11 protein-coding genes are annotated in these 12,148 nt (G+C 69.7%); 5 read left to right on the forward strand and 6 right to left on the reverse strand.

What is annotated here, in order from left to right; translation table 11 throughout:
* Together tal and tkt are read right to left on the reverse strand one after the other, a co-directional pair.
* Complete coding sequence (gene tal / locus ACFT4A_RS11300; RefSeq protein WP_382828123.1) at positions 1–1,119, reverse strand: transaldolase; 1,119 nt, start codon at positions 1,117–1,119, stop codon at positions 1–3.
* A gap of 34 nt (positions 1,120–1,153) precedes the next feature.
* Positions 1,154–3,241, reverse strand: coding sequence for a transketolase (gene tkt / locus ACFT4A_RS11305; RefSeq protein ID WP_382828125.1), 2,088 nt, complete (start codon positions 3,239–3,241; stop codon positions 1,154–1,156).
* 384 nt (positions 3,242–3,625) lie between these two features.
* Here tkt and ACFT4A_RS11310 point away from each other — a divergent pair, with 384 nt between their 5' ends.
* The 3 genes from ACFT4A_RS11310 (at position 3,626) to ACFT4A_RS11320 (ending at position 6,227) form a co-directional block, all read left to right on the forward strand.
* The gene (locus ACFT4A_RS11310; RefSeq protein WP_189731087.1) at positions 3,626–4,543 is read left to right on the forward strand and encodes a heme o synthase; all 918 of its coding nucleotides are present in this window, start codon (positions 3,626–3,628) and stop codon (positions 4,541–4,543) included.
* Positions 4,544–4,601: 58 nt separating this feature from the next.
* Positions 4,602–4,934 (forward strand): hypothetical protein, encoded by a 333-nt coding sequence (locus tag ACFT4A_RS11315; protein WP_382828127.1) that lies wholly within the window; start codon positions 4,602–4,604, stop codon positions 4,932–4,934.
* Positions 4,935–5,120: 186 nt separating this feature from the next.
* Positions 5,121–6,227 carry an amidohydrolase family protein gene (locus ACFT4A_RS11320; RefSeq protein WP_382828130.1) on the forward strand — a complete coding sequence of 369 codons (1,107 nt, stop codon included), beginning with the start codon at positions 5,121–5,123 and terminating at the stop codon, positions 6,225–6,227.
* Here ACFT4A_RS11320 and ACFT4A_RS11325 read toward each other — a convergent pair.
* From ACFT4A_RS11325 to ACFT4A_RS11340, 4 genes are read right to left on the reverse strand one after another with little or no spacing between them, the layout of a single operon-like run.
* A complete protein-coding gene (locus ACFT4A_RS11325; protein ID WP_382828132.1) occupies positions 6,224–7,273 on the reverse strand; it encodes a heme A synthase in 1,050 nt (349 codons plus the stop codon). The two genes, ACFT4A_RS11320 and ACFT4A_RS11325, sit on opposite strands and share 4 nt — an antisense overlap.
* A 3-nt stretch (positions 7,274–7,276) precedes the next feature.
* A complete protein-coding gene (locus tag ACFT4A_RS11330; protein ID WP_382828477.1) occupies positions 7,277–7,993 on the reverse strand; it encodes an ABC transporter permease in 717 nt (238 codons plus the stop codon).
* 50 nt (positions 7,994–8,043) lie between these two features.
* Complete coding sequence (locus ACFT4A_RS11335; protein WP_215122213.1) at positions 8,044–8,967, reverse strand: ABC transporter ATP-binding protein; 924 nt, start codon at positions 8,965–8,967, stop codon at positions 8,044–8,046.
* Between the two features lie 31 nt (positions 8,968–8,998).
* Positions 8,999–9,811: an aminoglycoside N(3)-acetyltransferase gene (locus tag ACFT4A_RS11340; protein ID WP_382828135.1), complete on the reverse strand. Its 813-nt coding sequence runs from the start codon at positions 9,809–9,811 to the stop codon at positions 8,999–9,001.
* A gap of 161 nt (positions 9,812–9,972) precedes the next feature.
* Here ACFT4A_RS11340 and ACFT4A_RS11345 point away from each other — a divergent pair, with 161 nt between their 5' ends.
* Complete coding sequence (locus ACFT4A_RS11345) at positions 9,973–10,725, forward strand: helix-turn-helix transcriptional regulator (protein WP_382828138.1); 753 nt, start codon at positions 9,973–9,975, stop codon at positions 10,723–10,725.
* Positions 10,722–12,143, forward strand: coding sequence for a Fe-S cluster assembly protein SufB (sufB, locus tag ACFT4A_RS11350; RefSeq protein ID WP_189731056.1), 1,422 nt, complete (start codon positions 10,722–10,724; stop codon positions 12,141–12,143). Before ACFT4A_RS11345 ends, sufB begins: the two co-directional genes overlap by 4 nt.
* Positions 12,144–12,148: the final 5 nt, after the last annotated feature.

Below are 12,148 nucleotides of genomic sequence, written 5' to 3' on the forward strand. Positions count from 1 at the left end.
TCAGCCCTCCGAGGGGGCGAGGCGCTGAAGCTCGGCCTCGGTCGACTTCAGCAGGTCGGTCCAGGACGCCTCGAACTTCTCGACGCCCTCCTCCTCCAGCAGCTGGACCACGTCGTCGTACTTGATCCCGAGCTGCTCGACCGCGTCGAGGTCGGCGCGAGCCTGCTCGTACGTGCCGGCGAGGGTGTTGCCGGTGATCTGGCCGTGGTCCTCGGTGGCGTACAGGGTCGCCTCCGGCATGGTGTTCACCGTGTTCGGCGCGACCAGCTCGTCGACGTACAGGGTGTCCTTGTACGCCTTGTCCTTCACACCCGTGGAGGCCCACAGCGGACGCTGCTTGTTGGCGCCCTCACGGTCCAGCGCGTTCCAGCGGTCCGTGGAGAAGACCTCCTCGTACGCCTGGTAGGCGAGCCGGGCGTTGGCGATGGCGGACTTGCCGCGCAGCGCCTTGGCCTCGGGGGTGCCGAGCGCGTCGATCCGCTTGTCGATCTCGGTGTCGACGCGCGAGACGAAGAAGGACGCCACCGAGTGGATCTTGGACAGGTCCAGGCCCTTGGCCTTGGCCTTCTCCAGACCGGCCAGGTAGGCGTCCATCACCTCGCGGTAGCGCTCCAGCGAGAAGATCAGCGTGACGTTGACGCTGATGCCGTTGCCGATCGTCTCGGTGATGGCCGGCAGACCCGCCTTGGTGGCCGGGATCTTGATGAGCGTGTTGGGGCGGTCCACCAGCCAGGCCAGCTGCCGGGCCTCGGCGACCGTCGCCTTGGTGTTGTGGGCGAGGCGCGGGTCGACCTCGATCGAGACCCGGCCGTCCTGGCCGCCGGTGGCGTCGAAGACCGGGCGCAGGATGTCGGCGGCGTCGCGGACGTCCGCCGTGGTGATCATGCGGATGGCCTCTTCGACGGTCACCTTGCGGGCGGCGAGGTCCGACAGCTGCTGGTCGTAGCCGTCACCCTCGGAGATCGCCTTCTGGAAGATCGTCGGGTTGGTGGTGACGCCCACGACGTGCTGCTGGTCGAGCAGCTCGGCGAGGTTGCCGGACGTGATCCGCTTGCGCGACAGATCGTCCAGCCAGATCGCGACGCCTTCCTCGGAGAGGCGCTTGAGTGCGTCTGTCATGGAAATTCCATCTCCTACGTGTCGTATATGAGCGTCAGCGCTGAGCTGCGGCGATCGATTCCCGGGCGGCGGCGGCCACGTTCTCGGCAGTGAAGCCGAACTCGCGGAAAAGGACCTTGCCGTCGGCCGAAGCACCGAAGTGCTCCAGGGAAACGATGCGGCCGGCGTCCCCGACGTACTTGTGCCAGGTCAGTCCGATACCGGCCTCGACCGCGACGCGGGCCTTGACGGCCGGCGGAAGGACGCTGTCCCGGTACCCCTGGTCCTGCTGCTCGAACCACTCCACCGACGGCATGGACACCACGCGCGTGGGCACGCCGGCGCCCTGGAGCTGCTCGCGCGCCTCGACGGCGACGTGCACCTCCGAGCCGGTGGCGATGAGGACGACCTCGGGCTCGCCGCCGTCGGCCTCGAACAGGACGTAACCGCCCTTGGCGGCGTCCTCGTTGGGCGCGTACGTCGGCACACCCTGACGCGTCAGCGCCAGACCGTGCGGCTGCCCCTTGCCGAACTCCTTCGTCCAGCGCTTGAGGATCTCGCGCCAGGCGATCGCGGTCTCGTTGGCGTCCGCCGGGCGCACCAGGTTCAGACCCGGGATCGCCCGCAGCGACGCCAGGTGCTCGATCGGCTGGTGCGTCGGGCCGTCCTCGCCGAGGCCGATGGAGTCGTGCGTCCACACGTACGTCACCGGCAGGTGCATCAGCGCCGACAGCCGCACCGCGTTGCGCATGTAGTCGGAGAAGACCAGGAACGTGCCGCCGTAGATCCGGGTGTTGCCGTGCAGCGCGATGCCGTTCATCTCGGCGGCCATCGCGTGCTCACGGATACCGAAGTGGATCGTGCGGCCGTACGGGTTCGCCTCCTCCAGCGGGTTGTCCGCCGGGAGGAACGACGACGTCTTGTCGATCGTGGTGTTGTTCGAGCCGGCCAGGTCGGCCGAGCCGCCCCACAGCTCGGGGACGACGGCGCCGAGGGCCTGGAGGACCTTGCCGGAGGCGGCACGCGTGGCCACGCCCTTGCCGACCTCGAAGACCGGGATCTTCTCCTCCCAGCCCTTGGGCAGCTCGCCCTTGGCGACGCGGTCGTACTCGGCGGCGAGGTCGGGGTGGTTGTCCCGCCACTGCTGGTACGCCTTCTCCCACACGGCCCGGGCCGCCTGGCCCCGCTCCAGCGCCTTGCGGGTGTGCGTGATGACCTCGTCGGAGACCTCGAAGCTCTGCTCCGGGTCGAAGCCGAGGACGCGCTTGGTCGCGGCGACCTCGTCGTCACCCAGCGCCGAGCCGTGCGCGGCCTCGGTGTTCTGCGCGTTCGGGGCGGGCCAGGCGATGATCGAGCGCATCGCGATGAACGACGGCCGGTCGGTGACGGCCTTGGCCGCCTCGATCGCGTCGTGGAGCGCGTGCGGGTCCAGGTCGCCGTCCGGCTTCGGCGCCACGCGCTGCACGTGCCAGCCGTACGCCTCGTACCGCTTCACCGTGTCCTCGGACACGGCCGTCTCGGTGTCGCCCTCGATCGAGATGTGGTTGTCGTCCCACAGCAGGACCAGGTTGCCCAGCTTCTGGTGGCCCGCGAGGGACGAGGCCTCGGCGGAGATGCCCTCCTGCAGACAGCCGTCACCGGCGATGCAGTAGATGAAGTGGTCGAAGGGGGACTCGCCCTCGGCGGCCTCCGGGTCGAACAGTCCGCGCTCGTAGCGGGCGGCCATGGCCATGCCCACCGCGTTCGCGACGCCCTGTCCGAGCGGGCCGGTCGTGGTCTCCACACCGGTCGTGTGCCCGTACTCGGGGTGACCGGGGGTCTTCGAACCCCAGGTGCGGAAGGACTTCAGGTCGTCCAGCTCCAGGCCGAAACCGGCCAGGTACAGCTGGGTGTAGAGGGTCAGGGACGAGTGGCCGGCGGACAGCACGAAGCGGTCCCGTCCGACCCAGTCGGCGTCCGCCGGGTCGTGCCGCATCACCTTCTGGAAGAGGGTGTAGGCGGCAGGCGCCAGGCTCATCGCCGTACCCGGATGGCCGTTACCGACCTTCTGTACGGCATCGGCGGCCAGGACACGCGCGGTGTCGACGGACCGCTGATCCAACTCGGTCCACTCGAGGTCTGTTGTGGTCGGCTTGGTGCTCACCCTGGGTCAGGGCTCCTCTCCACATGTTCGGATGCCGGTGTATCGGGGCGCCCACCGGCCGCAGTCGAGCCTACCCCTGTGGGACATGCGTTCTTCCAGGTCGTTCCAGAGTGCCGGGACTGCTCCCGATCCGCCTCCTGACTGGGCCGAACCGCATTAGGCATGTGAATACGGAGCCGCTCATCCGGGTGCTCAATCGAGCTTCGACGCGCCCGTCGGAACCCTCCCCTCAACACGAGACGACCCCCGCGAATGTCCGAGTCTGGGCAACGTCTAAAGTGGCGTGGTACGCGCGAGCCTTTACCGGGACTTCACACGGCTGAGGCTTGCTGGGATGTCTCTGTAGGGGTGTGCGTGACGGCCGTTGAATCCCGTCCAGCGGGGATGCTCGGGACGGACCAGAGCCCGGCCCACCGGCCGTTCGGGGCCCGTGTCAAGGCGTTCGTGGCTCTCACCAAGCCGCGGATCATCGAGCTGTTGCTGATCACCACCGTTCCGGTGATGTTCCTGGCGCAGCAGGGCGTGCCCGATCTGACGCTGGTGCTGCTGACCTGCGTCGGCGGCTACCTGTCCGCAGGTGGCGCCAACGCGCTCAACATGTACATCGACCGCGACATCGACGCGCTGATGGACCGCACCTCGCAGCGCCCGCTGGTCACCGGCATGGTCAGTCCGCGCGAGTGCCTGGCCTTCGGCATCACGCTGGCCGTCGTCTCGACGCTGCTGTTCGGCCTCACGGTCAACTGGCTCTCGGCCTGGCTCTCCCTCGGCGCACTCCTGTTCTACGTCGTCGTCTACACGATGATCCTCAAGCGCCGTACCTCGCAGAACATCGTGTGGGGCGGCATCGCCGGCTGTCTGCCCGTGCTGATCGGCTGGTCCTCGGTCACGAACTCCATGTCGTGGGCGCCGATCATCCTGTTCCTCGTCATGTTCTTCTGGACGCCGCCGCACTACTGGCCGCTGTCGATGAAGGTGAAAGAGGATTACGCGCGCGTGGGCGTGCCGATGCTGCCGGTGGTCGCCTCCAACAAGGTGGTCGCCAAGCAGATCGTGATCTACAGCTGGGTCATGGTCGCCGTCTCGCTCCTGCTGACCCCGCTCGGCTACACGGGCTGGTTCTACACGGCGGTCGCCCTGCTGGCCGGCGGCTTCTGGCTGTGGGAGGCACACGGCCTGCAGAACCGCGCCAAGGCCGAGGTGACGGGCGCCAAGCTCAAGGAGATGCGGCTCTTCCACTGGTCGATCACCTACGTGTCGATCCTGTTCGTGGCGGTCGCGGTCGACCCGTTCCTGCGCTGACGTACGTCACAGGGCCCTGCTCTCGCCAGTCGATCTACTCGTGAGTAGCATCCTGAGCATGGCAGACACGCAGCAGGTTGACCCGAAGACCGAGCGCAAGGTCGCCCGGCTCGCCAAGCAGATCACCGCCTTCTCCAAGACCCACGGCGGCGCCGAGGGCCAGGTCGCCTACCTCGGCGAACGCGGCGCCCGCATCGTCCTCGTCGGCGAGGACGGCAACTGGGGCGACCTGGTCGCCCCGTCGATCGAGATCGCCGACCAGGCGGTGGAGAAGTCGGGCATCACCCGCCACGAGTCCTTCGACGGCGAATTCGCCGCCAAGGTGACGACGGGCCGCTACGAGTGGACGCGCATGGCGGGCATCCAGGTAGGCGGCCCGTCCAACGGTTGAGCAACTGGCCTTTTGTCTTTAGGGGCGCGGGGCTGTATCCATTTGCGGCTCCGCCGCGTGGGCGCGACGAGCCACACTCCGCCGGCAGCCGCCGATTCACCCGCACCCCCCTCCGGGACCGCGACCTCATCCCCCTTCACCCGTTAGGACCCTTGAGAACAACAGGGTCCACACCGGGGAGCCCGGATGATCGAAACGCCGTCCCTAGTGGACCAGTACTGCCACGGAGTACTCCGCACGGAACTGGGCCTCGGCACCTTCGAGGCCCACCTCTCCCGCACCGAGGGCCCACCCGCCCCCGGCACCACCCTCTTCGACACCCAGACCGGCTTCGCCGTACGGCGCTGGTGCCCGCCCCTGCTCGGCCTGGAACCCCACTGCACCCCCGCCCACTACCTGGCCCGCCGCCGTGAACTGGGCGTCCTGGAGTCCGGCCGCCGGCTCCTGCGCGGCAGCGGCATCACGACGTACCTCGTCGACACCGGCCTGCCCGGCGACCTCACGGAGCCCCGGGAGCTGGCCTCAGCGGGCGCCGCCGAGGCCCACGAGATCGTGCGCCTGGAACTGCTCGCCGAGCAGGTCGCCGACACCTCCGGAACCGTCGAGTCCTTCCTCGCCAACCTCGCCGAGTCGGTGCACGCCGCCGCCGCGAACGCCGTCGCCTTCACCTCGGTCGCGGGCGTCCGGCACGGCCTCGCGCTCGCGCCCGAACCGCCCGGGCCTGGAGAGGTGCGAGGTGCGGCCGGCCGCTGGCTCGCGGGGCGCGGCGTCGGCGGGGAGCTGAGCGATCCGGTGCTGCTGCGGCATCTGCTGTGGAGCGCCGTCGCCTCGGGGCTGCCGCTCCAGCTGCACGCGGGGCTCGGGGCGCCGGGCCTGCGCATCGACCGTACGGATCCGGTGCTGCTGACGGACTTCGTGCGGGCCACGGCCGGGCTCGGCACGGACCTCGTCCTGCTGCACGGCTACCCGTACCACCGGCACGCCGCCCATCTGGCCGGTGTCTTCCCGCACGTCCACGCCGACTGCGGCGCCGCCCTGGTCCGCACCGGCGCCCGGGCCGCGACCGTCCTCGCGGAGATCCTGGAGCTGGCCCCGTTCGGCAAGATTCTCTTCTCCAGCGGCGCCCAGGGGCTGCCCGAGCTGCACGTGGTGGCCGCCCGGCTGTTCCGCGAGGCGCTCGGCCGGGTGCTCGGAACCTGGGTCGCCGAGGGCGCGTGGTCCCTGACCGACGCGCAGCGGGTGGCGGGGATGCTGGCGTCGGGGAACGCGCGCAGGGTGTACGGGCTCGGCTAGGCCTTCGTCAGGGAGGCCTCGGCGGCGGGGCCGGGCAGGTCCACAGCCACCTCGGGGCGCTCCCGCAGCGACAGCACCACCCGCAGCACCCAGATCCACATCACGGCCGAGCCGAACATGTGCAGGCCGACCAGGACCTCGGGCAGGTCCGTGAAGTACTGGACGTATCCGATGACGCCCTGCGCGAGCAGGATCAGGAACAGTTCGCGGGTGTGCTTCAGGGGGCCCTTCGGCGCGTCGACCGCCTTGAGGACGAACCACAGGGCGAACGTCAGCGTCACCACGATCCACGCCAGCACGGCGTGCAGCTTGCTCACCGTCTCCCAGTCGACCGGCATCCGCTCGACCTCGCTGGAGTCGCCCGCGTGCGGGCCCGCGCCGGTGACCACCGTGCCGACCAGGATGAGCAGGACGGCGGCCGCGGTCAGGAACCACACCAGCTGCCGGACGGCCTTGCCGACCAGCGGACGCGGTGCGGTGTCGCCCTCACGGGTGCGCTGCCACATCACCGTGGCCACCGCGATGAGCGCGGACGTCGCCACGAAGTGGGCCGCGACCGTGTACGGGTTGAGACCGACCAGCACCACGATGCCGCCGAGCACCGCGTTGCTCATCACGATCCAGAACTGCGCCCAGCCCAGACGGACCAGGCCGCGCCGGTACGGCTTCTGCGAGCGCGCGGCGATGATCGCCCAGCCGACGGCCGCGCACAGCACGTACGTCAGCATGCGGTTGCCGAACTCGATGACGCCGTGGACGCCCATCTCGCTGGTGGCGGTGAGCGAGGTCTCGGTGCACTTGGGCCAGGTCGGGCAGCCCAGGCCCGAGCCGGTCAGCCGTACGGCACCGCCGGTGACCACGATGAGCACCGACATCACGACGGCGGACATGGCGGCCCGCTGGACGGTCCGGGGTTCCGGGGTCCAGCGTGCGGCGATGAAGGCGAGCGGGTTGCGCAGGGCGGCCTTGGCGTCGGCGCGGGTCACTTTTGGCACGCGACCCATCGTAGGGCGCCGCTTGTGCACGCTTTCACGAGGGTCCCTCATGGCCTACTCCCAGCGGAAGAACCGTCCGGCGGCGGCCAGCCCGGCCACGGCCCAGACCGCCAGGATCCCCAGGTCGGCCCAGGGCGTCCCGGCCCCGTGCTGCAGGACGTCCCGCAGCCCGTCGGACAGCGCCGAGATGGGCAGCAGGCCGAGGACGTCCTGCGCGCCCTCGGGGAACTTGTCCAGCGGGACGACGACCCCGCCGCCGACGAGCAGCAGCAGGAACACCAGGTTGGCGGCGGCCAGGGTCGCCTCGGCCTTCAGCGTCCCGGCCATCAGCAGGCCGAGGCCCGAGAAGGCCGCCGTACCGAGGACCAGAAGCAGCAGGACGGCGAACGGGTTGCCCTGCGGCGACCAGCCGAGCGAGAAGGCGATCACCGTCAGCAGGACCACCTGGAGCACCTCGGTGACCAGCACGGACAGTGTCTTGGCCGTCATCAGGCCCCAGCGCGGCAGGGGCGAGGAGGCGAGCCGCTTCAGCACGCCGTAGCGGCGCTCGAAGCCGGTCGCGATGGCCTGGCCGGTGAACGCCGTCGACATCACCGCGAGCGCGAGAATGCCGGGGGCGAGGAAGTCGACGGTCTTCCCCTCGCCCGTGTCGACGATGTCCACGGTGCTGAAGAGGACGAGCAGCAGGGTCGGGATCACGACCGTCAGCAGCAGCTGTTCGCCGTTGCGCAGCAGCATCTTCGTCTCGAGCACGGCCTGGGCCGCGATCATGCGGGGGAGAGGCGCGGCCCCCGGCTTCGGCGCATAGGTGCCGGTGGCGGTCACGAACGCAGCTCCTTACCCGTGAGCTCCAAGAACACGTCCTCCAGGGAGTGCCGCTCCACCGAGATCTTCTCCGGCATCACGCCGTGCTGGGCGCACCAGGAGGTGACCGTCGCGAGCAGCTGCGGGTCGATCTTGCCGATGACCCGGTAGGAACCCGGCGTCAGCTCGGCGGCCGAGGAGTCGGCGGGCAGGGCCTTGAGCAGCGAGCCCACGTCCAGGCCGGGACGGCCGGTGAAGCGGAGCGTGTTCTCGGCGCCGCCCTTGCACAGCTCCTCCGGGGAGCCCTGGGCGATGACCCGGCCCGCGTCGATGATCGCCACATCGTCGGCGAGCTGCTCGGCCTCGTCCATGTAGTGGGTGGTGAGGATCACCGAGACGCCGTCGGCGCGCAGGTCCCGCACCAGGTCCCAGGTGGCGCGGCGGGCCTGCGGGTCGAGACCGGCGGTCGGTTCGTCCAGGAACACCAGCTCGGGGCGCCCGACCACGGCCATGGCAAGGGCGAGCCGCTGCTGCTGCCCGCCCGACAGGCGCCGGTACGTCGTCCGCCCGCAGGAGCCGAGCCCCAGGCGTTCGATGAGCGCGTCCACGTCCAGCGGATGAGCGTGCAGCTTGGCCACGTGGCGGAGCATCTCGTCGGCCCTGGAGCCCGAGTAGACGCCGCCGGACTGGAGCATCACGCCGATGCGGGGCCGCAGCCGCCCGGACTCTCTGACCGGGTCGAGGCCCAGGACGCGCACCGTGCCGGCATCCGGCTTCCGGTACCCCTCGCAGGTCTCGACCGTCGTCGTCTTGCCCGCCCCGTTGGGGCCGAGCACGGCGGTCACACCCTCCCGGGCCACCAGGTCGAGCCCGTCCACCGCGGTCTTCGGGCCGTACCGCTTCACCAGGGCCTGGACCTGGACCACGGGCTCACTTCGCATGGGTCCAGAGTCTAGGTAGGCGCGCGGGGGCTCAGACCGGGGGGTGCGGGAACTCCTCCTCACGCGGCCGGTGCACCGCCAGCCACCGTTCGGCGTAGGCCACCGCGTCCGCCACCGGGAACAGCCGGGCCTCGGCCGCCCCCACCTTCCCGCGTACGACGGGACGGTCCCGTTCGAAGTCGTAGCCCAGCTCGTCGAAGCGGTCCGAGCTGATCGACACCTCGGTCACGGTCTCCCAGCCGTTCGGCCCGGGCCGGCCCACGGCGACGCGCGGGGACGGTATCCGGTATTCGGCGAGGTGGAAGCTGGTGCAGGAGGCGTAGCCGGCACCGAGCAGCAGGACCCGGGCGCCCGTCGCCTCCAGCGTCGCGAGCGGGCTGCGCTCGCCGAGCCTGCAGTCGGGCGCGTGCCCCTCGGTCACCTCCGCCGCGCGCGGCCCGACCGCCGCGAACGAGGTCTGCGGATGGGCGCTGCGCAGGGCGCCGGGCCAGGTCCGGACCGTCTCCGGGACGACTCCGACCCCGCGAGCGGGCGTGATCCGGGGGTCGTAGGCGGGCATGGTCGCGCGGATGGCCGCCCACCATTCCGGGGGTACGGGCGGCTTGCGCCACAGGACCGGGTCGGAGAGGTCCCCGGTCTGCGTGGGGACCACCAGAGTGCCCTCCGGGCCCAGCGCGTCGAGCAGCCCCCGCACCACCGCGACGGCGCCGCCGTTGACCCAGCCGAGGGCGCTGAGCGAGGAGTGCACGAGAAGGGTCTCGCCGGGGCGTACGCCCAGTTCGCCCAACTGCGTCCGCAGTGTGTCCCGGGTGACAAGAGGGCCGGTCGGAGGGGGTGTGGACATGGTTCGGGAGTGTCCCCGAAGGGGCTTCGGCATGCCACCGGTTTGATCGATCAAAGATCGTTTCCGCAGGTCAGGTTAGCTTTACCTAAGTGACGCAAGGCACCGTAGAGCGGGCCGGGCGTGGCTTGCCCGGTCCTGACGAATTACGCAACAATGGCGTTGTGAAAAACGTCGGCGAGGCTCGGGAGGCTCCCATGGGTGCCCCACAGGAGGAGCTCGCGACCGGTGAGCGGTCCACCCGCAACCGCGTCGCGCGATCCATCCTGGACCACGGCCCGTCGACCGTCGCCGAGCTCGCCGAGCGGCTGCGCCTCACCCAGGCGGCCGTACGCCGGCACCTCGACGCCCTCGCGGGCGACGGTGTCGTGGAAGCACGCGCGCAGCGGGTCTACGGTGCGCGCACCCGAGGCCGCCCCGCCAAGGCGTTCGCCCTGACGGACTGCGGCCGGGACGCCTTCGACCAGTCGTACGACAAGCTGGCGGCCGACGCGCTGCGCTGGATCGCCGACCGTGAGGGCGGCAGCGAGGCGATCGCCGCCTTCGCCCGCGCCAGGATCGGCGCACAGGCGGGCGCGTACCGCGAAGCGGTCGAGGCGGCGCCGCCCGAGAAGCGGACAGAAGCGCTGGCCAAGGCCCTGAGCGCGGACGGGTACGCTGCTACAGCGCGCAGTGCGCCACACCCGCAACAGGGTGAACAGCTCTGCCAGCACCACTGCCCGGTCGCCCACGTCGCCGAGCAGTTCCCGCAACTGTGCGAGGCGGAGACGGAATTCTTCGCCGAGCTGCTCGGTACGCATGTACAGCGGCTCGCCACCATCGCGCACGGCGACGGCGTCTGCACGACGTTCATCCCCAAGATTTCCCACAACACCGATAACGCATCTGCAAGCACGGCCGGGAGGAACCCCGCATGACTCTCCCCACGGAGACTGCCCACCCCGAGCTCGAGGGTCTGGGTAAGTACGAATACGGCTGGGCCGACTCCGACACGGCCGGCGCCTCTGCCAAGCGCGGCATCAACGAGGACGTCGTCCGCGACATCTCCGACAAGAAGAACGAGCCGGAGTGGATGACCAAGCTTCGTCTCAAGGGCCTGCGCCTCTTCGAGAAGAAGCCCATGCCGAACTGGGGCTCGGACCTGTCGGGGATCGACTTCGACAACATCAAGTACTTCGTGCGCTCCACGGAGAAGCAGGCGGAGTCCTGGGAGGACCTGCCCGAGGACATCAAGAACACGTACGACAAGCTCGGCATCCCCGAGGCGGAGAAGCAGCGCCTCGTCGCCGGTGTCGCCGCCCAGTACGAGTCCGAGGTCGTCTACCACCAGATCCGCGAGGACCTGGAGGAGCAGGGCGTCATCTTCCTCGACACCGACACGGCCCTGAAGGAGCACCCGGAGCTCTTCAAGGAGTACTTCGGGACCGTCATCCCCGTCGGCGACAACAAGTTCGCCTCGCTGAACTCCGCCGTGTGGTCGGGCGGCTCCTTCATCTACGTGCCGCCGGGCGTCCACGTGGAGATCCCGCTCCAGGCCTACTTCCGCATCAACACGGAGAACATGGGCCAGTTCGAGCGGACCCTGATCATCGTCGACGAGGGTGCCTACGTGCACTACGTCGAGGGCTGCACCGCCCCGATCTACAAGTCGGACTCGCTGCACTCCGCGGTCGTCGAGATCATCGTCAAGAAGAACGCCCGCTGCCGCTACACGACCATCCAGAACTGGTCGAACAACGTCTACAACCTGGTCACCAAGCGTGCCGTGGCCTACGAGGGCGCGACCATGGAGTGGGTCGACGGCAACATCGGCTCCAAGGTGACGATGAAGTACCCGGCCGTCTACCTGATGGGCGAGCACGCCAAGGGCGAGACCCTCTCCATCGCCTTCGCGGGCGAGGGCCAGCACCAGGACGCGGGCGCCAAGATGGTCCACATGGCGCCGAACACGTCGTCCAACATCGTCTCGAAGTCCGTCGCGCGCGGCGGTGGCCGCACCTCCTACCGCGGCCTCATCGAGATCGGCGAGGGCGCCCCGGGCTCGAAGTCGAACGTGCTCTGTGACGCGCTGCTCGTCGACACGATCTCCCGCTCGGACACCTACCCCTACGTGGACGTCCGCGAGGACGACGTGTCCATGGGCCACGAGGCGACCGTCTCCAAGGTCTCCGACGACCAGCTCTTCTACCTGATGAGCCGCGGTCTGTCGGAGGACGAGGCCATGGCGATGATCGTGCGCGGCTTCGTCGAGCCCATCGCCAAGGAGCTCCCCATGGAGTACGCGCTGGAGCTCAACCGGCTGATCGAGCTGCAGATGGAAGGCGCGGTCGGCTAACCCCG

Source organism: Streptomyces sp. NPDC057099, from assembly GCF_042671245.1.
In the GTDB taxonomy this organism is placed as follows: Bacteria; Actinomycetota; Actinomycetes; order Streptomycetales; family Streptomycetaceae; genus Streptomyces; species Streptomyces purpurascens.

What these genes read in the sequence shown, in the direction of transcription:
- ACFT4A_RS11335 (WP_215122213.1), bottom strand. Translation starts at nt 8,967, where the DNA reads ATGCGAAGTGAGCCCGTGGTCCAGGTCCAGGCCCTGGTGAAGCGGTAC.
- ACFT4A_RS11315 (WP_382828127.1), top strand. Translation starts at nt 4,602, where the DNA reads ATGGCAGACACGCAGCAGGTTGACCCGAAGACCGAGCGCAAGGTCGCC.
- tal (WP_382828123.1), bottom strand. Translation starts at nt 1,119, where the DNA reads ATGACAGACGCACTCAAGCGCCTCTCCGAGGAAGGCGTCGCGATCTGG.
- sufB (WP_189731056.1), top strand. Translation starts at nt 10,722, where the DNA reads ATGACTCTCCCCACGGAGACTGCCCACCCCGAGCTCGAGGGTCTGGGT.
- ACFT4A_RS11325 (WP_382828132.1), bottom strand. Translation starts at nt 7,273, where the DNA reads ATGAGGGACCCTCGTGAAAGCGTGCACAAGCGGCGCCCTACGATGGGT.
- ACFT4A_RS11340 (WP_382828135.1), bottom strand. Translation starts at nt 9,811, where the DNA reads ATGTCCACACCCCCTCCGACCGGCCCTCTTGTCACCCGGGACACACTG.
- ACFT4A_RS11330 (WP_382828477.1), bottom strand. Translation starts at nt 7,993, where the DNA reads ATGATCGCGGCCCAGGCCGTGCTCGAGACGAAGATGCTGCTGCGCAAC.
- ACFT4A_RS11310 (WP_189731087.1), top strand. Translation starts at nt 3,626, where the DNA reads ATGCTCGGGACGGACCAGAGCCCGGCCCACCGGCCGTTCGGGGCCCGT.
- ACFT4A_RS11320 (WP_382828130.1), top strand. Translation starts at nt 5,121, where the DNA reads ATGATCGAAACGCCGTCCCTAGTGGACCAGTACTGCCACGGAGTACTC.